The organism is Planctopirus sp. SH287 (assembly GCF_056500625.1).
Map to the genome: position 1 here is coordinate 4,904,034 of NZ_CM151403.1, position 22,493 is coordinate 4,926,526.

Below are 22,493 nucleotides of genomic sequence, written 5' to 3' on the forward strand. Positions count from 1 at the left end.
AAAAGACAGATCAGAGCCGCAAGCATGGCACGAAGCCGGCGTACATTGTGCCTCCGCAGGGTCTGTCCATCGAAATGGGCCAGTTTATGGCAAGGGCTTTTATTCCAGTGCTTGCTGGAACTCGGATTTCAGATCCTGGAAGTCTTCCAGGCCGATGGAAATCCGGAAGATGCCCTCTGTCACGCCACAGGCGGCTCGGTCTTTCTCACCCATAAATTTGTGTGAAGTCCCGGCGGGGTAGGACACGGTGGTGCGGGCGTCGGCCAGCGTGGGAGAGAAGGGGATTGTCGGGGCCAGTTTTTTGAAGATCTGGTCAATGGCTTCTGCCCCGCCTGCCACCTCGACAGAGATCATTCCTCCGAAACGATCATTCAGGAGAGTTCTGGCCAACTCATGCGTGGGGTGCGACTTCAATCCCGGATAAAAGACTCGCTGAATCCGCGGATGAGCGGACAGCCATTCGGCCAGTTGCCCGGCTGTTTCCGTCACTCGGGCCATGCGCAGGGGGAGCGTTCGCAACCCGCGAGAGACCAGCCAGCATTCCATGGGGTTGGCATTCAGGCCATAGAGCAGCATGGATGTCCGGGCTTTGCGCATCGCTTCCTCTTGCCCCACAATCACGCCCAGCATGGCGTCGCCATGGCCGTTGAGATACTTCGAGGCGCTGTGCCAGACGATGTCGGCTCCGAATTGTTTGGGACGAAGGCCAAAAGGAGTGGCAAACGTGTTATCCACAATCAACGTGATCTGCTTTCCCAGAATCTCCCGAAGTTGGGACAGATCGCACACTTCCAGCAGAGGGTTCGAGACGGATTCAACCAGAGCCAGCCTTGTGCTGGGACGAATGGCCTTGCGGATAGCATCCTTATCGGAAGTGTCGACAAATGTCACATTGACCTGAAAACTGGACTGAAGTTGCGAAAGAAACTGATGCGTACTGCCATAAATGGCCCGCGCACAGAGGATATGGTCGCCCGTTTTGACAATGGAAAGAACGGCCGCCGCGATGGCTCCCATGCCCGAGGCGCAGGCCACGCCGTGTTCAAAACCTTCAAGAGTCGCCACATCATAGATGAACGCTTCATGGTTGGGATTCGTCACCCGGGTATAGAAATATCCTGGTTCCCGACCAGCCACTACGTCATCAAATTCCGGTAAGCCCGCCTGATCGAAGGCCGTGGTCATATAGACCGCAGGGGCACTGGGGGGAGTTGAGAAGGCGGGCACATGTCCGCCACGAGTGGCCACAGTCGCTGGTTCCGTCATGAAAGATCCTCTTCGGATGCTGGCTTGTGCATCGTCATGGTGATGAATTCGGGTCGAATCCCGCTGTGGGGCGCAGCCAGTGATTCAACCCCAATTTCTTGACTTTGACAAACCACTCGAAGATAAAGTTCTGTTGAATCCTGGGATCAGTCCTCGTTGAATCCTGGGATCAGTCCTCGTTGAATCGGCTCTCATGCTGTTGGCGTGTGACTGACGCCATGATTTTTTTTCGACGGACACGGTTTCGGCGGTCACGGTATTGAAAGACAACGTATTCATGGACACCGTATTGGAAGAAACCGTACCGAAAGAGACAGCGATTCCGCCGATCGTTCGACACGGAGTCACTCGCCGCTGGTCTGATGCTGTTGTTCATCAGGGGACGGCCTATTTTGTGGAAGTCGCCGCCGACCCGCAGCAAGAGGCCTCTGATCAGTTTCGACAGGTCTTTTCGCAAGTAGAAGCCATGCTGTCCCGACTGGGAACCGACTTGAAGAGTCTGTTGCAAGTGGTGATCTATTTACCTTCTCCAGAAGATCTGGCCGAATTCAACCGACAGTGGGATGCCTGGATCCCTGAAGAATACGCCCCATCACGTGCCTGTATTCACGCACCGCTGGTGAATCCCGCCTACCGCGTCGAACTGATCGTGACGGCAGCAGTGACCACTGGCAGCAAATAAGTCTTTCCCCAGAGATCAAACAGGCACAATGGGTGTTGTCGGGGTATTTGATGCGGTTTCTCTCTTAACAGTCGCGTTCTGGAGGCGTAACCCCCAAATTTTTCAGGGCAAATGACGCCCATGCGCCGCCACGCTTAACCCGGAAACGGGTTTAATTCCAGCAGACATGAATCGGAATCGGCTGTTTCTCCAGCAGTTCGTCCAGTTTTCGGCGGATCTCGTCCCATTGCTCCGCTTCCACTTCCAGAGTCACGATCACCCGGCGATGATCCGTCTGTGACTCCGCTGCCTCAGGCGCTGCCTGCGTTGCATCACGAGACGTCTTTCGTCGTTTGCCCCCACGCGGAGCGGGTTTTGACTCGTTAATCGAAGCCACTGGCACCAGGCACATTTCCCGCAATTGCCGCTCATCAAAGCCGGTCAGTGTGGCATCAAAATCCGGCACAGCGTTCAATTCGGAAATTAGCCCAGTCAGCTGAGAAACGTCCCAATCACTCCCGATTTCTCGGTTGTTGAGAGCGATATTTAAGGCCTTTTCCCGCTCCAGAGGGAGATCCACCACAACGCAGGGAATTTCCCGGGAACCTTGCGACCGCAGAATTTCAATCCGCTGATGACCGCTGACAACGTGGCCTGTCCGGCTGTTCCACACCGCGGGTTGAACCAGCGTGAACTCTTCCAACGAACGAGCCAGTCGAGCAAATCCCTGATCCCCCGGTCGGAGAACCTTGCGCGGGTTGTAAGGAGCCGGCTTCAAGTCGGCCAAAGCAATCTGACGGAGTTCCATCACTGACAACTTTCATCGAAGGGAAGACAGCCATTCATGAACGCTGCCATGGTCAATTGTTGAAGGGCCAATGGTTAGCGACTGACCATTGAGGTGATGGAGCCAGATTAAGCGCCACTCAAACGCCACATGGGGACAGTGACCTATCCCGTGATTTGGCGAGACCTGATCTTCAATTCAAACGGCTTGTTTCAGCCATTCTGGTTGCCGGGAGGCTTTGTGACATGCGTGCGATCGGGGCTGCGATGGTACGGTTGGTTTCTTCGTTGGCGATGGCTTCTCTCTCTGGATCGCTCAAATTGATGTCACAATCACTCAGAGAGAATCGATCTCGCATCTGTTGGGCTGCCACAAACCGTTTTTGCATCTCACCTTTCACACGCTTCAAGCAGCGGGTCACGTGCCCGCGCGAAAGCCCGGTTGCATGGCCGATCTGCTCGAATGTCCAGTCGCAATTTTCGCGCAACGCTAATATAGCCAACAGCTTCCATCTACAAGAATCCTCCTGGGCGTAGTTCTTCTGGATCTCGTCCCAGAAAGAAGTTGCTGCATCTCTGGGAAGTTCGATTTTCTGACCTTTTTGATTCACTGCTGACATACCCAACTCTCCCGACCAAGATGTGCACAGAGATCTGAACAATCAGTGACCCCTACATCCTATCGCCTCTTGTTGCGCCAATTGAGAAATATTCATGCGTATAGTATACTCAAAGAGAACTCATGTCTCCAATGTTTTCGACATCATAATGTGAATATGGTTTGCCGAAGCTTTGTGCTTCCCTTGTGAGCTTGCGCACCAACCTGACACAATGGGGGGATGACTGACCAAAGCCGCTACCACCGCCAAATGCTTCTTGAAGAGATCGGAATTGCCGGGCAGGAACGGCTTTCGGGAGCGGTGGTGGCGATCTTGGGGTTGGGTGCCCTGGGGAGCGCCGCAGCTGAGCTTCTGGCACGGGCTGGCGTGGGGACGCTCCGGCTGATAGATCGCGATTTCGTCGATCTCACCAACCTTCAGCGGCAGTCCCTCTATGACGAGCAAGATGCTCGCGAGCGAACACCGAAAGCGATTGCTGCTGCCAACCGACTCCAGCAGATCAATAGCGATATCAGGCTAGAACCACGTGTGGCGGACATCCGTCCGGACAACATTCTGGAACTGCTGGAAAATGTTGACCTTGTTGTCGATGGAGCCGACAATTTTGAACTTCGTCTGCTCCTCAATGATGCCGCTCTTGATAAACAACTCCCGTGGGTTCACGGCGGGTGCGTGGGCATGAGTGGCCAGGCGATGGCCATTCGCCCTTACCACACCCCGTGCCTCCGTTGTCTTGTGAATCCGGTCGACGATGAGGCGTCTTCATCGGGCGGCTCACAAACGACGCCAGCCACTTGTGATGCTGTGGGCGTGGCAGGGCCAGCGGTTCATCTGGTCTCTTCCATGCAGGCCATGCTGGCTATTCAGATGCTTTTAGGGCAGTGGGATGCCATCGGTTCACAGCTCAAGCTGATCGATGCCTGGGGAGGGCAAATCCGCTCGATGGATCTGACCTCTCTTCGCAAAACGGCTGATTGCCGGGCATGTCAACACGGCGAGCGTCTCTGGCTCAGTGGTCAGCAAACGACACTGACCACGGTTCTCTGCGGTCGTAATGCTGTCCAGATTAGCCCCGCCATTGCTCAGGCACTCGACCTCACGCGTCTGGCGACTCAGCTTTCATCATTGGGTGAAGTCCGGCCTAATCCTTATCTTCTCCGCTTTCGTCCCCATGGCCATGCCTGTGAACTCACCGTTTTTCGCGACAGCCGGGCTTATATCGAAGGGACTGAAGACGCAACGCTCGCCCGGACACTCTATGCGCAATACCTCGGCGGATAGATAAGCCCCCATTGCAGAGCGACATTCTCTCAAAAACTGCTCGTGCCCCGCTTGTCGCTCTGAGTAAGCCGTTTTGACGTGCCAGCATGCCCCAGCATCCAAATAGGAGGAGCAATTACCCCTCGCCCGCGCAGGCGGGAGAGGGTGGCACGCAGTGCCGGGTGAGGGATTTTCCAGTGGACGTTCCCCATCAAAAAACGTGACTGGATCTCTCTCGACGAGCATGCAGGAAGACCGCTTTCTGAAGCACGAACTCGCCCTCACCCAGCCTCTCCCATCGGAATGGGAGAGGAGCAAATCCGTCAACCTCATCAACAACTGCTATCTGGCGGCGTAAGACCCATTCGTGGATGAACGACTGGCCTCATACGCCGCCCCAAACCCCGCAAGGGGCTGGCGGAGAAGTGGGTTGAGATGTTGTGGCGTTTGCCCAGGCATTCTTTTTTCCCTTCCCTTTCCTCTTGTCGGTTCGCTGACTTTTGCCTTGATCGGAAGGATCGTCAGTACCGATAGCCGTCTTGCCGGCAGCGGTTGCCACGGGGACATTCGCTTTCGGGAAAAAACGTGCCAATTGAGACTTCACCTCTGCTGATTCGGGGCGATTGGCCAGGTTTGTCCATTCATAAGGATCGCTGGCGTGGTCGTATAGTTCTTCTCCCCCATCGGCATAGCGGATATATCGCCAGCGGTCTGTCCGGATTGCATGGTTATTTCGCCCATATGTCGTCAGTGCAGGTTGCTCCCATGAGCGATCAGGATGAGCCAGGAGAGCCGAGATGTCATGGCCTTCGACCCAGTCAGGCCGGGGGAGTTGAGCCAACGAGCAGAGCGTGGGATAGATGCTCATGAAATCGACCGGTTGTTTGCAACGGCTGCCGGGTTGGGTCATGCCTGGTACAACCCAGATCAGGGGTGCCCGTGTGGACTCTTCCCACAGGGCAAACTTGCGCCAATGCTGTTTCTCTCCGAGATGCCAGCCATGATCACCCCAGAGGCAGATGATGGTGTTGTCTCGGTCAGGGGAGGCCTCATAGGCATCCAGCACGCGCCCAAGCTGGCCATCCAGGTAGGAAATGGCCGCGAGATATGCCTGAATGGCTTCCTTCCAGCGGCCCGACTCCAGCACCTTGGCATGATCGCCCTGGGGCTTGGCCATCTTGATCCCTTCAGCCGGAATGTCACTCAGGTCATCATCTTTGGTGGGAGGTAACTGAATGCTTTCCAAGGGGTGAAGATCAAAATATTTCTGAGGCACATTCCAGGGCATGTGCGGCTTGTGATAACCCAGCGTCAGAAAGAACGGCTTATCGTGCGATTTGGCCAATTCCTTGACGCCAAAATCGGTGATGGATGTATCGCTGACACCGCGATCACTCCCCTCCATGACACCAAACCTGATGCCACCAATACTGCGGTCGTCGACCTTCGCTTTGACGGAAGTTTCCGCGGGAACGGGCACGACCCATTGTTCCTCCCAACCCATGCCTCCATGCCAGAGCTTGCCCATTCCAAGCGTGGTGTAGCCGGCGTTCCGGAATTGCATCACCAATGAGTCTTCCGGGCGGATGGCCCAACGGAAGGGTTGGCCGTTGTCATAAATGCCTGAAGTCCCTGGACGTTTGCCAGACAGCAGAGCGGCTCGGGAAGGATTGCAGACGGGAGCCGCACAATGAGCATTGGTAAAAGAGAGCCCCATTTTTGCGAGACGATCAAGGTTGGGAGTCTTGGCCTGAGGATTCCGCCCGAGATGACCGACCCAGTGATTCAAATCATCGACGGCAATGAACAGCACATTGGGCGGGCGTTTGGCGGTCGTCTTCTCTCGCGGTTGAGAAGCCGCCTGGTCATTAGCGACCAGCGCCGGGAGGTCGGCACATCCTGTGAAAAGGCCCAGAATACAAATTGTCAGCGAAAATCTCATGGCAGTTCCTCGACAAAGCGTCATGAACTTCAGTTTGCACCGAACGTAGTCTTGTCGAGTTTTCTCGTGCTGCCAAAGCTAACGAAAAGCTGGTGATCGGGAAACCTCACTGGCCGATTTACCGGTTCCGTTTGAAAACACCTGCTGCCGAGAACACTCGTTGACTGATAGGGTGAAATAGAGAAATGACGGGCGGCCCAGGCAGGGTGACCCAGACGTGGCTTTGCACGTCTGGGTGCGGTAGTCACAAGAAACTCTCCACTGGGCGCCCCTCTCATTCAATCGGCTTCATTCCACCCACGAAATCGGCACGCCGACCGTTCGCCTTTGTTCGTACCACCGCGCCGAACTCCAGCGCCAATCCACCGCCTTCCCCACCAACCCGGCCCGTACAGGATTCAGATGCAGGTATTGCAACTTTTCCCGCAACTTCTCTATCGAATGGATCTCGAAAGAGTCGCAGTAGGGCAGGCTCCCGCCTGCCATTCCAACCACAGCCATTCCAGTTAAGGACGGCAGGCGGGAGCCTGCCCTACTCCTCTACCCCCACACCGAAAACAAACAACCAGCACCAAAACCCGGCAATATCAAGTTGGTCAACCACTAGGCCACCCATGGTAGAAATCAGAATTTCAACCGGGGCCACCCTGCGGTATTGGCAGATGCCACGGTGCAACAGATAATGGGATTGGGACTCCGTAATGTGTCTGGAATACGCTTGCGGAAAGACGCCGTTTGGCAGCACCGGAACTACTGGATAATCGAACCTGCTGAATCGTCTTCTAATCAAATTGTAAGTCTTGTCTGTAAATGAAATACGGCTCTCCGCTAGTTGATGCAGCGAGCCGTCTACTATTAAGACAAAGATGGCAGAACGCCGTTTGAACTTTTTGTTGCTGGCGTCCAGAGCTGGGAAACGGGATTGGGGCGATTTATCGACGCTTCGGCGGATGGGAAATAGTCATACGAACGGCCCAAGCTCAACGACCCGTGGGATGCCATGATTGCAACCGCGACGCTCAAGCCGGGTTCGCTGCAGCGCATGGTTAGGCGTTGCGGGCATATTCAAGGACGGCGTTGATGTTGTCCATCGAGTAATATCCGGGTTGCGTGTTGGGCTCGAAGACACGATTAGCAATCGCGGCCTCGAAGTGGAAGCGAGCATGTTCGTACCCGGGAACGTGAAGACGCTTGATCATCTCGAGAGCCTCAACGGTGGGAAATTCCTCGCTGGCAATGAATGATAATAGTGTGATGAGCCCGTCTGGGCCGACAAAGTCCTTCAAGGGAGCATCGCAAAGCACGGAGCGGTCGCGCACGTAATTGGCGCGTTGATCGTATTGGCAGCGATTGTCGAGAGGATTATGTGCAGAGCAATGGTGAACAAGCCGCAAGCCCCGTCCAATAAGCTTGCCGTCTTCATCGCGGCTTAGCCACTCAACCCAGCCGTGCTCAATCTTTGTGATTGACTGGTTGCAGGAATCGCAAATCCAAGTGTTTTGTGTGTTCATATTTGAATGCTCGTAGCAACGCCTAAATAAGTATTCGACCGCCGAAATGGCTTAGAATTTTGACGACGTGAGTGGTCTTTTGTCAATTTGGATGCGTCAGAATCTCAAACAAGTTGCGACGGATCGCCCATGGTCATCCTCGGCGACACCGCACGGTGTTCGCTTTTGTGGGGGCATCCATGCTATGCTGCGGGGTGGCCCAGACGTCGCTTTGGACGTCTGGGTTCGTCAGAACAGGAAGCTTTTTCGTCACAGCATAATACGCCGTTACTCCTCCAAGCCTGAAGCGGGAAACGCTGGCAGGCACAGTTTGCTCGTCCGCCTACATCCGCATGTGTTCCATCGACGTTTCAATTGTTCTTTGGCAGGGTGACCCAAACGTGGCTTTGCACGTCTGGGCCACCCTGTCAGTAAACTTAGACAGCAAGTTTACGACAAATTGGCTCTGACCTGCTCGACCATGGCTTTTTGTTTAGACGCGACAAATTTCTGTGCTTCTGCTGCCTTTTCTCTGGCGGCACCGGGATCTTTGACCAACGATAAAACGGTCGGGGTCAGGCGGGCGAGTTGATCGGGATTATCGAAGTCGAACAGCCAGTCGCTCAGACCAATCGCGTTCCACATGGTGCCTTTGCTGGTCTGTTCTTCAAAGCGGCCCACAATTGCCGGAATGCCGTTGCCAATGCACATGATGGGCGAGTGCATCTCCAGGCCGAACATTCCCAGCGATTGCCGGTAAACGCTGATCGCTTCATCGGTCAGCCAGTAATTTTCCCGCCAGACAACACGGTCGCGGACACTTTCCGGCAAGCGGCTGAGCACCAGTTCTTTGCCGACTTTCATCTGTGTCCTGTCTTCCGGACACAACAAAATCTTGGCCTTGGTTTCCTTTGCGACAGCGATGATTGCCTCGCGCAGTGGTGCGTGATCGTGCTCGCCCATTTCCTCGTTGCGGGTGTTTTTCTTTTCATCGAACTTGTTGTTTTTGATCAGCCAGTAAGGAGTGTAACGCAGGCGTGGAATACAGCAGATGAATTCACCCGCCTTGAGATTGTTCTTGGCCAGAAACGCATCGGCAGCGGGTTTGTTCGCCAGATCGACGGCAAAGGCACCATCCGGCCCGAATTCCATGATCGGGCATTTGGCCCCTTTCGACTTCGCCAGTTCCAAAGAAACCGGGTCACGGAAGTAGGTGAATTTGGCCCCATTCACCAGTTGCAAGACCTGATCACTGAAAGACTGGACGGTGATTCCGAAGATGCCGTAAGGCTTGCCGGTCTCTTCGGCCCAGCGGGCAACTTCTTTAGCCCCGACCAGCGATGGGCCAGAGCCGTGCAAGAGAAAATCATACTCCTTCAGAGCAGCATTCACTTCTTCTTTGGACTGCACAATTTTGAGCTTGGGAAAGCGGGAAAGCAGCAGTTCGCGCACGCCATCATTGACGCTGCTGGGCCAAAGCCCCACATCGGCTTCGGGCAGATATTTCTCCAGCAGATGGAGGACGCCGGGGGTATGAGCGATATCACCAATGTTGACTGTTTGCCAGGAAGACCGCAGGAGGATTTTTGGCTTCGCAACGGGAACAGAAGCCGCCCGGAGTGATGCTTGCGGCTGGGTCGCTGCCAGAGTGAGCAGGCTTCCCATCGATGCCAGAAATGAGCGACGACGCATCTTTCACCAGTCTCTCTATGATGTCTTGTCGTGGAGTGTGTTGGTATTCAGAGTCTCGCGAGGCCATTTGACGCCGCTGTTCCATCAAAGTCTCTGCATAGATTAGCGTTTTGACGCCGACAACACAGTTTTTTCCCCGGCGGTTTCGTCGAACGGCGTCGTTTTTTCGGGAGCATGTGCGGCTGCTGACGAATGAGGCCTGGCTTCAAACGAGACGCGAACGCCGTCGACAAACATTTGCACAGACAGTGCGACCAGAATCATGCCCATCAGCCGCTCCAGGGCGGTGAGAATGTTTTCGCCCAGAAAACGATAAAACCAGGTGGAAGCACATAAAATCACGGCCGACAATCCCCAGGCCATGATCAATGCCAATGCCCACGTCGCGATGCGATCCGGCTCGCGATTCACCAGCAGCAGCAGAGCCGCCAGCATCGATGGCCCGGCGACACTCGGAATGGCCAGCGGCACAACAAACGGTTCACCCGTCAGTGACGATCCAAAAATGCCATCTCGGGGCGGAAAGATCATCTTGATCCCAATGAGAAACAGCACGATGCCGCCTGCCATGCTGATCGATTCCTGCCGCAGATCGAGTGCTACCAACAGATAACGCCCAAAGAACAACATCAGCAACAGCACACCCAGCGCAATGCACAGTTCGCGAACGACGATCCGCAAGCGTCGCTCGGGAGCGACATGCTTTAAGACCGAGAGAAACAGCGGCACGTTTCCCATCGGATCCATGATGAGAAACAGCAGAATCGTCGCGGAAAGCAGGTTCATTCCATGGCCCAGTCACGGCAGAAACATCAAGAGGTCTATTCGATAACAGTGAGTGCAGTGTGTTTGTGAGTGGTTACGCGCCGGGAAGTCGCAGGCTGAGCAGCCGATCGACGTACTTCCCGAGAATGTCCGTTTCAATGTTCACAAGGTCGCCCACTTTTCGCTGGCCGAGGGTCGTTTCTTTGAGAGTATGGGGAATGAGCGCCACGCTGAAGAGGCCCGTCCCGGCAGGCGCGTTCAGTTCGGCCCGGACGACCGTCAGGCTCACACCATCGACGGTGATGCTCCCTTTGGGAACGATGAGCCGGGCCAGTTCCAGCGGCAATTCAAACGCCATAAAGACCCATTCGTCTTCATGTTCGATGCTGGAAACGCTGGCCGTACCATCCACATGTCCCTGCACCACATGCCCGCCAAACCGGGCACTGGCTTTCATCGCCCGTTCCAGATTGACAAAACTTCCCTCTGACAAATTCCCAAGGTTTGTTTTGGAAAGCGTCTCGCTCCCCGCCTGAAACGACCAGGCAGGTATGCCGGAACTCTTTTCCGAAAGTGCCACCACAGTCAGGCAGCAGCCGTTAATGGCAATGCTTTCGCCCAAAACGGCGGGATCGTCAGCAGTTTGCATTGTCGCTGGGGGTGAGATTGTGAGGCAAATGCCCCCTTCTTCGAGTGCCACGCCCTGAATCAGGCCGACGCCTTCAACCAACCCGGTGAACATTTTGAACTTCTCCGAAATTTCATTCGCTTGCTGGAAGTGGCGCCGGAGCCTGAAGTTTATTGGCAGCGAGACTTCGGGACGCTACAAGTGTAGACCTCGCGGGAGAATTTTCCCTTCTCTCGCATCGGTTCATTGGAATGCTCCGCTGACTGTCCAGGAAAACCTGACAAAGTGGAGTCTCAGGTTCTCTTTAGGAAAGCATTGGCTATGTCCCTCGCGATCACCAGCGTTCATGCCCGTGAAATTCTCGACAGCCGGGGAAATCCCACGGTGGAAGTCGATATTGAACTGGAAGACGGCACCATTGGCCGGGCCGCTGTTCCCAGCGGTGCCAGCACCGGCGCTCACGAAGCCTGCGAACTCCGCGACGCTTCCGACAAGAAGCGTTACCTCGGTAAGGGTGTTCGCAAAGCCGTTGAAAACGTCAACGAAACCATCGCCGACGCGCTGATTGATCTCAACGTGACGGATCAGGCCGCCATCGATCATACGATGATCGAACTCGATGGCACGCCCAACAAGTCGCGCCTGGGTGCCAACGCCATCCTCGCCTGCTCATTGGCTGCTGCTCATGCGGCTGCCCGTGCCAGCTTCCTGCCACTCTACCGTTACCTGGGTGGTGTCGGGGCCAACACGCTGCCAGTTCCGCTGATGAACATCATCAACGGTGGTGCTCACGCCAACAACGGGATTGATCTTCAGGAATTCATGATCGTTCCTGTCGGCTTCACCTCTTTTTCTGAAGGTCTTCGGGCCGGTGCCGAGATTTTCCATAGCCTCAAAAAAGTGCTGCACGATCAGCACATGAGCACCGCCGTGGGTGACGAAGGGGGCTTTGCTCCTGACCTCAAGACCAACGAAGATGCCCTGAAGGTCATTACGGAAGCCATCGAAAAGGCTGGTTACGAGCCTGGCAAGCAGATTAAGCTGGCTCTCGACTGTGCGTCGACCGAGTTCTATGACTCGAAGACCGGCCTCTACGATATTGACGGCAAGAAGGTCAACGGCGACGAACTCGTCGGCATCTGGCAAAGCTGGTCGGAAAAGTATCCCATCGTCTCCATCGAAGACGGGGCTTCGGAAGACGACTGGGACACATGGAAGAAACTGACCGATGCCATCGGCAAGAAGGTTCAACTTGTCGGCGACGACCTGTTCGTCACCAACAGCAAGCGATTGCAGGAAGGGATCGACAAGGGTGTTGGTAACAGCATCCTCGTGAAGGTCAACCAGATTGGCTCGCTGACAGAAACCATCGACGCTGTTCAACTGGCTTACCGCAATGGTTACACCGCCATCATGAGCCACCGCTCAGGTGAAACCGAAGACACCACCATTGCCGACTTGGCCGTGGCTCTGGGCACCGGCCAGATCAAGACCGGTTCGGCCAGCCGCACCGACCGGATTGCCAAGTACAACCAGTTGCTGCGAATCGAAGAACTCCTCGGCAAAGACGCCCGCTACGGCGGCACGCTCAAGGCGTAATGACCTGCTTGAGATTTTGCCTGACTTTTGAAAAGGCACCCGGCGTCCGTCCTGGATTCCGGGTGTCTTTGTTTTCTGGTCAAGCTGCTTAATGTTCGATTTTGATCGAAGGAAAACTCTCCAACCCGATTGATTCATGGCAAAGCAAGCATCTCTGTGGGCAAAAGCAGCCGATGGTTCACTAGACAAATCATCAGTTTTGTGAACAAGCGGTTGACGAATCAGCATCTTGGCATATTATTATGAGTGTCAATCATATGTTTTAATCATGAATTTGACGCCTCGTCTGTTGCCATTCTGCTGACCGCCATTCTTCTCGGGATCCTTTGCAATGATGCCTCATTTCTCACTGACCCAGCCGGTTCGTCGTTTTCGGCGTGCGTTCACATTGATTGAGTTGCTGGTGGTCATTGCGATCATCGCCATTCTGATTGCGCTTTTGCTCCCTGCGGTGCAGCAGGCTCGGGAAGCGGCTCGCCGGACACAGTGTCGTAATAACCTCAAGCAAATGGGCTTGGCCCTGCACAACTACCACGACAACTTCAATGTGTTCACTTACCGACAGGGAGGCTCTGGTGGCTCGAATTTGACGGGCAATATCCAAAGACTCAGCGGGGTAGTCGGGCTTCTTCCTTACTTTGATCAAGCCCCTTTGTTCAACCAGATTTCTGGTGGCTTCACAAACACAGGTGGCCTTCCCACACCTGCACCACCCGGCGGGCCAGCCCCATGGAATGGTGGCGGTGACAACATTAATTACGCTCCTTGGCGTGCGCAAATCCCAGGGTTGTTATGTCCCTCAACTGGGGTTCATCGCAGCGGCACTCCCACTGGCCGAAATTCTTATGGTTTCAGCTCGGGAGATGCAGTCCCATCCGGTGATATAGAGCGCGGCAATCCCCGTGGTGTTTTTGGCTACCGATCCCGTGTACGAATCGGCGACATTACAGACGGTACCAGTAACACGATTCTGATGGCCGAAATGGATTTTTCAGTAAATAGTAGGGACTTGGGCAACATGCACCAGGATGGGAGTTTAGCTGCCCCGTACATTCCTAATGTTTGCCGAGCTGTCTTTGATAAGTCGACAAATCAGTACGTGTCTACAGCTAGTCCACAGGCGTATCGTGGTGCTCGCTGGTGTGATGGAGCAGGTCCGTTCAGTGAAATCACCACGATTCTCCCACCCAACTCGGCTTCCTGTAGTACCAATGATTTTTCTCCGGGCATTTTCTCATCGACCAGTAAGCATACCGGTGGTGTCCATGTGCTGATGGGTGATGGGGCCGTCCGTTTCATCAGCGAAAATATTGATTCTGGCAATCAGGCCGCCAATGCAGCTCAAGCGACGATCCCCTCACAAAGCCCCTATGGCGTCTGGGGCGCTCTTGGTACAAAATCCGGTGGCGATTCTGTCGGTGCGTTCTAATCGGTAACCACAGCGTTCTGCTTGGCCTGCCCCATCACCCCGCCGACTGCCGCAAGAAATTCTTCAGACACGGCCGCTCTCCCCGAGCGGGAGAGCGGCCGTGTTGGATTTCAGGCGGTTTGTTGTCACGTGTGGCGGGTGTTGATTCTTGCTTGAGATTTATGCCGCCAGGAGAGTGATTCTCAAGCTTTTGATTTTCGACCCACAACGGGCAACCCCGATCATTCATCACCACGCAAAGCCACCCTGCGCTAATGGGGGAGTGGCGTTGAAGTAAATTTCTGTCGGTGGCGTCTGCGTCAACTTCAAGCAAGCGGCGGCCAGCGCGAAAGCGCGATCGTCGTGAAAGCCAGCCTCCTGACGATGATCAAACCTGATCCGCCCATTGCTGGACTGACGAAGAATCAGCGTCGCCAACTCCTGAGCCAGATCGTTGACGTGTTCTGAATCGTCACGCTCTGAAGGCGCCGTTAAGTCATGTGGATCGCGACCAGAAGAAACGTGTGTGGCTCGCGGCTGTGCGGCAGCACTGAAATCCTGCTGGTCAATCGTGGGGGAACCACATCCAGGATACCACGCCACCCGTCGTTCAATAACGAGCTGCCGCAGCAACATGGCCAGAGCGTGGTTGCCGTTGCCGCCTGCGAACGAAAATCGTTCCAGAGACAACTCAGCTGATCGCTCCTGAATGAGTGACAGCAACTGATACTCATCAAGCACAAATTCAATCCCACCAAAAGCACTGGCCGCCCAGGTCAACCAATGATCAACCCACGCCACTGGGGTTGGGCGTCCGGGCGACGGAATGGCCACATCCATGCGGTCGACAATCAAGCGATCTCCTTCCGCATGGAGAATGACGGCCACTGTCCAGTCCCGCTTCTCGGCATAATCAATGGCTGCCACATAACGAACGCCCGGCTGACCATGTTCCTGCCGCACCAGCGCAGAATCGATACAGGCACGAGCTTCCGTCAATGTGACAAAATCTCCCTCAGCCTGCTGCCATTGATTGAGCCACAGCCGGGCATAAACACTGGCCGGTAACAGTCGCTGTTGTTCGGCGAGGGTCTCTGGGGTGATCCAGGCCGCTTGCGGGCCATCCAGAGTGGAGAAGTACCAGTCATCAGATGTCCGGGCCGCTTCTCGAACCTCCCATTGCCACGTCCGACCCAACCCCGCATTGCTGAGAACAGTTAAAAGAGTTTGCGGCTTCTTGGCAGCGGCCGAGACCAGCGAATACCACAACTCGGGCTTGGCCCAATGACACAATTCATCGCAAATCACAAAGTCCGGGAGCAATCCCCACGAACTGGCCACATCAGAAGAAATGACATCCAGCCGGCTGCTCGTAAGCGAATTGATCACCCGCTCCTGCTGGATCTGAAGCCCACCCAGTAAATGAGGATTCAGACGAACAAGACGCTGCATGGCCTGAAGCAGAAGCTGTGCCTGTTCGCGATCAGCCGCCGCGGCGATTCCATTCACAGGCTCCCGCGCAAAAGCCAGAATCCACGTGCAGGACAACGCAATATCCGACGTTTTGGAATGGCCACGCGGTCGCTCCAGATACGCCCTGCGAATCATGGGCAACGAGGACTCGTCTTCCGAAAAAGTGGGCGATGAATCTTTTCGTGATCCCAAAGCCAGTTGGCGCCAGGCGGCATCCAAAGCGCGAAAATCAGCCTGCTGCCAGGGTTCAAGCAGAGCTTGACCAGCCGTACGGTCAGCGGCAGAAAGTTTGATCACCCGGCGGAAAGAGGCCGGGTCATGGCGAGAGATCAGCCTCTGCCAGTCGCGTTGCGAGTTGAGGCGGGAAATCAATTCCTGCCTCTCGGCAGCGGTCAATAAGGTCGGCATCACTGAGGTCTGATCCTTCAAGTCGCGTGGCGGGTTCACGCCAGTCGGCGGGCGGTTGATTGCGGAGCCAGAACTGCTGAGCCGTCACGTTTCCCTTGAGAGCCGACTGATAGAGTGAAGCAACCACGTTCTGGCCTTGCACTTCTTTGGTTGCCAACAGTTTGGCAGGAAATTCCCGATCCCGGGCCAGCGTCAAGCCAACCTGGAGCTGGCTGCATCCCAACTTCTCACAAGCACCAAAAAAGCTGGCTCCCTTGGTGAGAAGCTCAAGAAATTCGTTCTGCTGCTCCGGGGTGAGCAGTGGAGGGTCTTCATCGAGCGCGGGGTGAAGCAGCGTGAAATCTGGCTGATCATGAGCGGAAGATAATGGCATAATGAATTCAGCTGTCTCTCAAATGTTGTTGGATGTTTTCTCGATTGTCGAAGAGAAAATAGGTCGGACTGGCAAATCGGCTTTTGTTGAATGTTTCATGGGTAAGCAATCGCTTCTGACCAGTCAGCGAGCGTGTGCCATAAATCTGCGAATGCTGAAGACGCCGGTCTGATGTCTTGTTTATGGAACCGGCGGCGGGTCGACATTCACCCAGATTCAGAAACCCCGCCTGTTCAAAGAATGGATGGAACTGACCCATTTCCGCGAGCGACTCGATCCATGGCCAGGGCACCTGCTGGCAACTGGCCCTGACGAACGGCGCCGCCAATCCCGCGCCCCGGTAAGTGGGATGAATCACCACCCGCGCCAGTCGGCAGATCTGTTTGTCAAGAACCTGGAGACCCGTGCGCGTCCAACGCCCCGACAGGCCGAAGTATTGGTTTCGCAAACGCAGAGAAAGGGGAGCACTGGTAAAAACACAGATCCCGATGGGATCATCGCCATGCCAGAGAAGAGTCACATAGCGGACAATTCCGACTGAGTGAGATCGATAATGCCACCGAGCAAAATACGCCCAGTCACGCTTCGAGCCGGTCGTAATGGCAAGGTCGTCGAAGAAGCTGATCGCTTTTTTTTTACGGAAGATACAGGACAATTCAGGCGACAAGACGTGGCAGCCGGGCCACTCAGTTGCGGTGGTTCTTCATGGCTACAGGTCACAATCAGATCGGGATCAAGATCTGCCAGAATATCAGTATGTGTCGTGGCGATCAGCGAACCAACGCCATGCTTGCGGGTCAGTGATCGCCAGCTTCGTGCAATCACTTTTGCTAACGTCCGATCCAGTGGCGAAGTGAATTCATCGGCAACAATCCAGTGATTAACGCTGGCTGTTGTTTGCGATGGCGCTGACTGTGGCATGACATTGCTGCCCGACTTTCTCATGGCCAATGCTTGAGCAACAGCGAAAGCCAACCGGAAGCGGAAGCGTTGTCCATCGCTGAGTTCCAGCGGCGTACGAAGAAACAATTGAGGCTCCGCCAGCCCGCATTGCGATAACAACTGAAAGCCTTCCATGGGCGGAAGAGGCAACGCATCCGCCACAAGCGACGTTGGCTCAGTGAGTCGATCCACCCAGAGAGTTTGAGACGACTCATCGAGATCCAGCTGCGCTGCCGCAGCCCGCATTAGCGACGACTTGCCCGATCCCGAAGGGCCGACAAAAGCCACCAACTGACCGGGAGCAATCGGCAATTCAAAGTTCTCAGCAATCACCTGCTGCTGGCCTTGCAGCGTGAGTCCAAAATGATCGCAGACCATGGCCGCATGAGTGGTCGCAACACGCGGCGCAAGCTGGTAATTAACATTGAGGTACATAGAATGTGCGTGCCGGAAAGGAGTAGAAACAGATTTAGTAACAATCATCAACCTGGCGGCGTAAGACCCATTCGTAAATAAACAACTGACGCACAAACGCCGCCCCAAACCCCGCAAGGGGCCGGGTGAGGGATTTTCCAGTGGGCGTTTCCCATCAAAAAGCGTGACTGGTTAGCTCTCAACGAGCATGCAGGAAGACCGCTATTTGAACTACGGCTCGCCCTCACCCAGCCTCTCCCATCGGAATGGGAGAGGAGCAATGAACCCTGATTTTTCACTCTTCTGTCACTCCAGTTGCACTTTCAGATCAATCATTCTGGGAAGCTCAATCACGACGGCTGAGGTCGTGGCGGTAAGCCCCTGAATGGGTTGTTCAAGAGGGAATGGTGTCGAGAGCAGGAACTGGGGATAGGGCTTCTGGAAATTGATATGTAACGATTGGCGTTGCCGGGAGATGCGAAAGATGAGCGGCCAATAGAGCTTGATCTTGGCCATCTCCGTGAGGGGGATGATGGTGCTGGTTGGTAAAGACTTTTGTCCTGTGTCTGCTGCGGGGAGTAGGCGGCCTTCAAAATCAACGCCGGCTTCCAGAAGAGGACGGGTCGCTTCCAATAGTTTGACGACTTGTGCCGAGCCTTGGGGAATCGAGCCAATCGAGATAGCACCCATCGGCTCTGGAGAGATTGTAGAGATCGAATGGATGTATTTAGCGGCAGCCAAATAGCGATCCACAAGAAGTTGACGCCCCGGATAAGGGCTATACCGCTCCAGCACCCGGCCTTTATGAACAAGAAGAAACGTCGGCCAGGCCGTGATCTGGTATTGAGCCGCAAGAGCAGGCTCGCGGGTAGCATCGATCAAGCGAACATGAGCCGTTACGTTCTTATCGACTTGCCAGCCACTGGCCGACAGCCAGGGTTGGAAATCGCGAATCGCCGCAATACAGGGCTGGCAGGTCGCTGTATGAAAGACCACCCATTGTAGGGAACGAGCAGGCGCGGGCGTGACCTGTTGAGAATCCGTGTTCAGGGAATCGAATTCACGATCATCTGCCACCTCAAACAGAGCTGTCCATGAGAATGTTGGTTTCGCGGGAGCTTCCTCAGCAACCACACAGAACAGAGGCGCGAGTGTCAACAGCAGAGAAATAGGCAGAGCTTGGAACATGGGATTTGACCGATAGGGATGTGAGAGGGGAAGAGAGCAGAAAAGCAACGAAGCGGGGAAGCTGAAAAGGAAAAAAGAGGGAAAGGAAGAGGGGGCGTAAAAGGCGGGAAGTGAAGACGAGAAAATGCAATCTTCTCTGGCTTTGTTGCTTTTCCGCTTTTCTGCTGCTTCCCCTCTCTTCCATCCGTTACCCAAAGACGGAATCTTCACGCCACGGAATGCGGCGAGGGATGGGAAGGCTGAGGTCCGAAAGACCAACCATCACAGTACGGCGGTCAGCCAGCATGGCATCAATGGCATGCGGAGCGACTTCCGCCCAGCCACGATTTCCCCAGCTTTCTGACCAGCTGTTCGCCAGCCAAAGGTAATGACGCTGGTAGGCATCTTGACGCCGGCTATAACCCAGAAAAGATACCGCATGACCACCGCCACCAGGGCGGTATGTTTCAATCAACCCGCCCCGAGGTGTCATGCTTGCGTTCCAGCCCAGACCGGCTGAGACGCCCCCTTGTCCGGCGGCAAGGAACGTCCAGACATCATCATAGCTCGTGCAAACCGTGTGAGAGCGAATGCGAAAAGGACTGGCGGCTGACCAGGCTCCCTCAGGGATCTTGCCTGTGTAGCGGAGTGGACGAGGATTCGGAAAAACCTCCAGCGGACAAAAACCAAACTCTCGGGCACAGCGAACACCCCCTTGAATAGTGCTTCCCTGATCGGCACCCAGAAGGCCATCCAACTGTTGAGTCGCGTAATAAGCGAACAATGGCGAAAACTGGGTTACAAGGCCGGAAGCAATCCAATGAGCCATCTCACCGACACTGGAAAGGGCATGCCCCTGACAACTTCCCAGCGATCCTTGCATCTCAATGCGATGCCATGGCCGTGGATCAATTTCAGGAGGAGCATCCGCCGTAATGGCCTGCTTATAGAGCGACTGTTGTGACGTGGCCAACAGTTGTTGTCGCTCTTCAAGATCATCACGCCAGCCGTATTGCATCATGGGAAAAACCTGGGTTGGGGAAGCAGAAAAGCAGGGAAGCGGAAAAGCAACAAAGCCGAGAAGCGAAGTCGCAGGAAAAGAAAAACGGGGGAGAGAAGGAGCGCGTAAGGCTGGGGGTGAATGAGAGAAACTCAATCCCTTCTGGCTTTGTTGCTTTTCTGCTTCTCTGCTTTCCCCGCTGTTTCAAATCCCAGGCTCAAATCGACAAGCAATTGCCGCGCAGAATTTTGATCCAGCGGCGTCTGGTTCATCACCTGCTCAAGTCGGGCATCCAGCGGAGCGAACGCTTCCTGGCGAGCAGCGGCGAATCGCGTTTTCAATTGAGCATGGAGAGTGGCCGGGTTCAGTGTGGGTTCTGTTGACGCAGACTTAAAAATGGCTCCCAGTTGTCGCGAATAATGAGCAATCGCCATCTGTGAGAGGTGTTCGTCGGTCGAAGGAATGGTGATATCTGTGGGAGAGACATCATCGTGTGGGGCGGGTGCCAGGCAGCCGGTTAAGGAGCAGAAGAGAACTCCCAGGAAGAGGCTGCCAGCCCGGAAACATCGGAGCATTCCATCCTTGGCGTGTGTCAGAGTGACGGAAGCACTCGAGGCGGGAACACACGAAAGGCCAGCATCCGGTAGCACAACGGGCGAGCCAGGGCCAGGCGCACAAAACACCCGCCCCACAAACACGACGAACGGCGAAAACATGATGTGATATCCGCAGACAAAGAGAATCCAGCCGGGCACTCGGGGAGATTCAATTCTGATTTGACAGGTTTAGAAAAGGAGGACGTTGCGGCGACTTCAAACCGAAGACAAAGCCGTGACACGGCACTATCGGCGGGAAGCTTGAAGTCGAGATGACTTCTTCTGCCGACGCGCCACTGTTTCGGAAGGGATGGCGTATCGCTGAGACATGGCGGCTTGCGCCACTTGCAACAGCAGAGCTTGAGGAGACGATTCATCGGGAAAGAAGCGATGCAGAACGTCGAGCGCCTGCACCACCTCTGAAAAAGGATCGGCGTGTATGAGGTGGGGTGAATCCTTGTGAGCCGCTGTTGGCCGAATCATCCACCAACCTATAACAGCCAGAACGACTGACAGCCCGAGGGGAAATCCTGTGAGCACATAGTTCCCCAGATCGCGCTGAGCGACCCCCGTGAGGAGTTGAGCCGCATGCACGACTCCGACAAAAAATGCCAGAGCCGCACTGGCCATTAAAAACCAGAAAAGTGTGGAGCGAAGCGACATGGAAATTCAGCCTGACAAGAAATGACTGATACGAACCCAGGATTCAACGGTGCTTTGTGTGCCATGCTTGCAGCTTTGAGGAGCATGCCTGACGCATCTCTCAACACGCCGTTGATTTCTGGAAAGCGTAAGAGGAGGGGTTTTAACTGGCTCACTGCGCTCACCGGGAGGGGGAGCGGAACTGTTGGCGCGTGTCGGCGCTCCATTGCTGAAGCAGTCGAATGACGACCGTGACGAGGGCAGTCACAAGAGTGTTCCACGTTCCAAAGTTGAACGTGCCAAACAGTTCCAGCAAGGCCACCAAAGCCGCCGAACTGCCGGCAATGGCAACCGTTCGCGCAATATCTCCCGCATCGCTTTTACAGAGCGTGAAGCGGGGACTTCCCTGATTTACGAGGGCTGGTTCAGCAGATGAACTCGGGTTAGGTAAAACGGGTTTGAGGTTCCGAAATTGACGTTGCATGATTGGCTCGGCAAAAAATGAGACAAGTCTGAGAGTTTCGGGCCATTAACTGGCCCCTCACTCCATCAGCCCTTGTTGCGCAAAAAATCCCGCACCGCCACAAGCTTGGGACGTCCATTTTGTCTACTGTCCTTGGTCAAGAGATCGAACCGTGACGTAGGGTGCATGAAGTCTTCGGAATGCACCAGCATTTGCTGTTCTTGGTCAAAAGATCGAACAATTGAAAAACGAAAGGAATTGCCATGCGAAAGATAAGTATTTCCGTTTTATTCCTGTTTGTGGCAGCTTCGATTTGGCCGGGCCTGGCGGATGAGAGAAACCTTGTTCGCCCGAAGTGGAAAGACCGTACTGATCAGATTGTGATCACCATCCCAGCCGGAGATGCACCGGAAATACAGCGTCAATTGACTGACGCATCCCATTCGATCAGTTCTGTGATCAACGCGCTGTTTGATTTAGCGAACGACCCCCGGCTGACCAGCACCGAACTTGGATATACATTTACTGTGATTGGCGATTTTTCAGAGATTCCAACCGTTGATCGATTGATTCAGAATATTGATAAACATGATACTCGAGGATCTGTTTTTGGGTGGTATCGAGGCGAATACCCGGCAGTCTCTCTGCTTGTCAGCCATGGAGGGCCAGTCTACGGTGAAGATCCGATCAATATGAAGTCGATCGGGGCTGTGGTTTGGGCATTAGGCCAGGATGAGACGGATCTGAGGCGAAAACTGCTGTGTGATGTGCTGCTCAAGGTTCTCGGGCCAGAAGTCTCCCAGAAACTTCTGACAGAACAACTGGCAAAAAAGACCACCACGGCCAGTCAAAAGACCAACTGGGAATTGGCATTGTCCGAACTGAAATCCCGCTGATA

23 protein-coding genes are annotated in these 22,493 nt (G+C 54.8%); 5 read left to right on the forward strand and 18 right to left on the reverse strand.

Annotated elements, in window-relative coordinates:
- Nucleotides 1–99 precede the first annotated feature (99 nt).
- The gene (locus SH287x_RS18180; RefSeq protein WP_479515803.1) at nt 100–1,266 is read right to left on the reverse strand and encodes a trans-sulfuration enzyme family protein; all 1,167 of its coding nucleotides are present in this window, start codon (nt 1,264–1,266) and stop codon (nt 100–102) included.
- A gap of 277 nt (nt 1,267–1,543) precedes the next feature.
- On the opposite strand from SH287x_RS18180, the gene SH287x_RS18185 reads away from it, so the two are divergent.
- Nucleotides 1,544–1,948: a RidA family protein gene (locus tag SH287x_RS18185; protein WP_479515804.1), complete on the forward strand. Its 405-nt coding sequence runs from the start codon at nt 1,544–1,546 to the stop codon at nt 1,946–1,948.
- 151 nt (nt 1,949–2,099) lie between these two features.
- On the opposite strand, the gene SH287x_RS18190 is transcribed toward SH287x_RS18185, so the two are convergent.
- Nucleotides 2,100–2,735 carry a ParB N-terminal domain-containing protein gene (locus SH287x_RS18190; RefSeq protein ID WP_479515805.1) on the reverse strand — a complete coding sequence of 212 codons (636 nt, stop codon included), beginning with the start codon at nt 2,733–2,735 and terminating at the stop codon, nt 2,100–2,102.
- A gap of 172 nt (nt 2,736–2,907) precedes the next feature.
- Nucleotides 2,908–3,333: a hypothetical protein gene (locus SH287x_RS18195; protein WP_479515806.1), complete on the reverse strand. Its 426-nt coding sequence runs from the start codon at nt 3,331–3,333 to the stop codon at nt 2,908–2,910.
- A gap of 219 nt (nt 3,334–3,552) precedes the next feature.
- Between SH287x_RS18195 and SH287x_RS18200 the strand changes: the two genes are divergently transcribed.
- Complete coding sequence (locus SH287x_RS18200; RefSeq protein ID WP_479515807.1) at nt 3,553–4,614, forward strand: ThiF family adenylyltransferase; 1,062 nt, start codon at nt 3,553–3,555, stop codon at nt 4,612–4,614.
- A 364-nt stretch (nt 4,615–4,978) separates the two neighbouring features.
- Here SH287x_RS18200 and SH287x_RS18205 read toward each other — a convergent pair whose 3' ends face one another.
- From SH287x_RS18205 to SH287x_RS18230, 6 genes are all read right to left on the reverse strand, one after another.
- Complete coding sequence (locus tag SH287x_RS18205; RefSeq protein WP_479515808.1) at nt 4,979–6,535, reverse strand: sulfatase; 1,557 nt, start codon at nt 6,533–6,535, stop codon at nt 4,979–4,981.
- A gap of 288 nt (nt 6,536–6,823) precedes the next feature.
- The gene (locus tag SH287x_RS18210) at nt 6,824–7,030 is read right to left on the reverse strand and encodes a hypothetical protein (RefSeq protein WP_479515809.1); all 207 of its coding nucleotides are present in this window, start codon (nt 7,028–7,030) and stop codon (nt 6,824–6,826) included.
- A 551-nt stretch (nt 7,031–7,581) separates the two neighbouring features.
- A complete protein-coding gene (locus SH287x_RS18215) occupies nt 7,582–8,046 on the reverse strand; it encodes a hypothetical protein (RefSeq protein WP_479515810.1) in 465 nt (154 codons plus the stop codon).
- Between the two features lie 429 nt (nt 8,047–8,475).
- Nucleotides 8,476–9,717 (reverse strand): polysaccharide pyruvyl transferase family protein, encoded by a 1,242-nt coding sequence (locus SH287x_RS18220; protein WP_479515811.1) that lies wholly within the window; start codon nt 9,715–9,717, stop codon nt 8,476–8,478.
- Between the two features lie 102 nt (nt 9,718–9,819).
- Nucleotides 9,820–10,503, reverse strand: a complete 684-nt coding sequence (locus tag SH287x_RS18225) for a YhgN family NAAT transporter (RefSeq protein ID WP_479515812.1) — start codon at nt 10,501–10,503, stop codon at nt 9,820–9,822.
- Between the two features lie 73 nt (nt 10,504–10,576).
- Nucleotides 10,577–11,224: a riboflavin synthase gene (locus SH287x_RS18230; RefSeq protein WP_479515813.1), complete on the reverse strand. Its 648-nt coding sequence runs from the start codon at nt 11,222–11,224 to the stop codon at nt 10,577–10,579.
- 207 nt (nt 11,225–11,431) lie between these two features.
- Here SH287x_RS18230 and eno point away from each other — a divergent pair, with 207 nt between their 5' ends.
- Both eno and SH287x_RS18240 read left to right on the forward strand, forming a co-directional pair.
- Nucleotides 11,432–12,709 carry a phosphopyruvate hydratase gene (gene eno, locus SH287x_RS18235; protein ID WP_479515814.1) on the forward strand — a complete coding sequence of 426 codons (1,278 nt, stop codon included), beginning with the start codon at nt 11,432–11,434 and terminating at the stop codon, nt 12,707–12,709.
- 331 nt (nt 12,710–13,040) lie between these two features.
- Entirely contained in the window at nt 13,041–14,138 is a 1,098-nt protein-coding gene (locus SH287x_RS18240) for a DUF1559 domain-containing protein (protein WP_479515815.1), read from the forward strand.
- Nucleotides 14,139–14,366: 228 nt separating this feature from the next.
- Here SH287x_RS18240 and SH287x_RS18245 read toward each other — a convergent pair whose 3' ends face one another.
- The 9 genes from SH287x_RS18245 to SH287x_RS18285 form a co-directional block, all read right to left on the reverse strand.
- Nucleotides 14,367–15,998, reverse strand: a complete 1,632-nt coding sequence (locus SH287x_RS18245; RefSeq protein WP_479515816.1) for a terminase large subunit domain-containing protein — start codon at nt 15,996–15,998, stop codon at nt 14,367–14,369.
- Complete coding sequence (locus SH287x_RS18250) at nt 15,907–16,371, reverse strand: hypothetical protein (RefSeq protein ID WP_479515817.1); 465 nt, start codon at nt 16,369–16,371, stop codon at nt 15,907–15,909. The genes SH287x_RS18245 and SH287x_RS18250 overlap by 92 nt, the downstream gene beginning before the upstream one ends.
- A 7-nt stretch (nt 16,372–16,378) precedes the next feature.
- Entirely contained in the window at nt 16,379–16,891 is a 513-nt protein-coding gene (locus SH287x_RS18255; protein WP_479515818.1) for a hypothetical protein, read from the reverse strand.
- Nucleotides 16,888–17,748 (reverse strand): ATP-binding cassette domain-containing protein, encoded by an 861-nt coding sequence (locus SH287x_RS18260; protein ID WP_479515819.1) that lies wholly within the window; start codon nt 17,746–17,748, stop codon nt 16,888–16,890. The genes SH287x_RS18255 and SH287x_RS18260 overlap by 4 nt, the downstream gene beginning before the upstream one ends.
- Nucleotides 17,749–18,033: 285 nt before the next feature.
- Nucleotides 18,034–18,915, reverse strand: a complete 882-nt coding sequence (locus tag SH287x_RS18265; RefSeq protein WP_479515820.1) for a hypothetical protein — start codon at nt 18,913–18,915, stop codon at nt 18,034–18,036.
- Nucleotides 18,916–19,102: 187 nt separating this feature from the next.
- The gene (locus SH287x_RS18270; RefSeq protein WP_479515821.1) at nt 19,103–19,915 is read right to left on the reverse strand and encodes a C1 family peptidase; all 813 of its coding nucleotides are present in this window, start codon (nt 19,913–19,915) and stop codon (nt 19,103–19,105) included.
- 131 nt (nt 19,916–20,046) lie between these two features.
- Entirely contained in the window at nt 20,047–20,610 is a 564-nt protein-coding gene (locus SH287x_RS18275) for a hypothetical protein (protein WP_479515822.1), read from the reverse strand.
- 126 nt (nt 20,611–20,736) lie between these two features.
- On the reverse strand, nt 20,737–21,153 hold the full coding sequence (locus SH287x_RS18280; protein ID WP_479515823.1) for a hypothetical protein: 417 nt from the start codon (nt 21,151–21,153) through the stop codon (nt 20,737–20,739).
- Nucleotides 21,154–21,313: 160 nt separating this feature from the next.
- On the reverse strand, nt 21,314–21,616 hold the full coding sequence (locus tag SH287x_RS18285; RefSeq protein ID WP_479515824.1) for a hypothetical protein: 303 nt from the start codon (nt 21,614–21,616) through the stop codon (nt 21,314–21,316).
- 242 nt (nt 21,617–21,858) lie between these two features.
- Between SH287x_RS18285 and SH287x_RS18290 the strand changes: the two genes are divergently transcribed.
- The gene (locus tag SH287x_RS18290; protein ID WP_479515825.1) at nt 21,859–22,491 is read left to right on the forward strand and encodes a hypothetical protein; all 633 of its coding nucleotides are present in this window, start codon (nt 21,859–21,861) and stop codon (nt 22,489–22,491) included.
- Nucleotides 22,492–22,493 lie beyond the last annotated feature (2 nt).

Bases quoted from the DNA above. Each gene is read 5' to 3' on its own strand.
- SH287x_RS18260 (WP_479515819.1), bottom strand. From the start codon at position 17,748: ATGTACCTCAATGTTAATTACCAGCTTGCGCCGCGTGTTGCGACCACT.
- SH287x_RS18285 (WP_479515824.1), bottom strand. From the start codon at position 21,616: ATGCAACGTCAATTTCGGAACCTCAAACCCGTTTTACCTAACCCGAGT.
- SH287x_RS18200 (WP_479515807.1), top strand. From the start codon at position 3,553: ATGACTGACCAAAGCCGCTACCACCGCCAAATGCTTCTTGAAGAGATC.
- SH287x_RS18250 (WP_479515817.1), bottom strand. From the start codon at position 16,371: ATGCCATTATCTTCCGCTCATGATCAGCCAGATTTCACGCTGCTTCAC.
- SH287x_RS18190 (WP_479515805.1), bottom strand. From the start codon at position 2,735: ATGGAACTCCGTCAGATTGCTTTGGCCGACTTGAAGCCGGCTCCTTAC.
- SH287x_RS18205 (WP_479515808.1), bottom strand. From the start codon at position 6,535: ATGAGATTTTCGCTGACAATTTGTATTCTGGGCCTTTTCACAGGATGT.
- SH287x_RS18240 (WP_479515815.1), top strand. From the start codon at position 13,041: ATGATGCCTCATTTCTCACTGACCCAGCCGGTTCGTCGTTTTCGGCGT.
- SH287x_RS18225 (WP_479515812.1), bottom strand. From the start codon at position 10,503: ATGAACCTGCTTTCCGCGACGATTCTGCTGTTTCTCATCATGGATCCG.
- SH287x_RS18275 (WP_479515822.1), bottom strand. From the start codon at position 20,610: ATGTTTTCGCCGTTCGTCGTGTTTGTGGGGCGGGTGTTTTGTGCGCCT.
- SH287x_RS18230 (WP_479515813.1), bottom strand. From the start codon at position 11,224: ATGTTCACCGGGTTGGTTGAAGGCGTCGGCCTGATTCAGGGCGTGGCA.
- SH287x_RS18280 (WP_479515823.1), bottom strand. From the start codon at position 21,153: ATGTCGCTTCGCTCCACACTTTTCTGGTTTTTAATGGCCAGTGCGGCT.
- SH287x_RS18180 (WP_479515803.1), bottom strand. From the start codon at position 1,266: ATGACGGAACCAGCGACTGTGGCCACTCGTGGCGGACATGTGCCCGCC.
- SH287x_RS18245 (WP_479515816.1), bottom strand. From the start codon at position 15,998: ATGCCGACCTTATTGACCGCTGCCGAGAGGCAGGAATTGATTTCCCGC.
- SH287x_RS18185 (WP_479515804.1), top strand. From the start codon at position 1,544: ATGGACACCGTATTGGAAGAAACCGTACCGAAAGAGACAGCGATTCCG.
- SH287x_RS18195 (WP_479515806.1), bottom strand. From the start codon at position 3,333: ATGTCAGCAGTGAATCAAAAAGGTCAGAAAATCGAACTTCCCAGAGAT.
- SH287x_RS18270 (WP_479515821.1), bottom strand. From the start codon at position 19,915: ATGATGCAATACGGCTGGCGTGATGATCTTGAAGAGCGACAACAACTG.
- eno (WP_479515814.1), top strand. From the start codon at position 11,432: ATGTCCCTCGCGATCACCAGCGTTCATGCCCGTGAAATTCTCGACAGC.
- SH287x_RS18215 (WP_479515810.1), bottom strand. From the start codon at position 8,046: ATGAACACACAAAACACTTGGATTTGCGATTCCTGCAACCAGTCAATC.
- SH287x_RS18290 (WP_479515825.1), top strand. From the start codon at position 21,859: ATGCGAAAGATAAGTATTTCCGTTTTATTCCTGTTTGTGGCAGCTTCG.
- SH287x_RS18265 (WP_479515820.1), bottom strand. From the start codon at position 18,915: ATGTTCCAAGCTCTGCCTATTTCTCTGCTGTTGACACTCGCGCCTCTG.
- SH287x_RS18220 (WP_479515811.1), bottom strand. From the start codon at position 9,717: ATGCGTCGTCGCTCATTTCTGGCATCGATGGGAAGCCTGCTCACTCTG.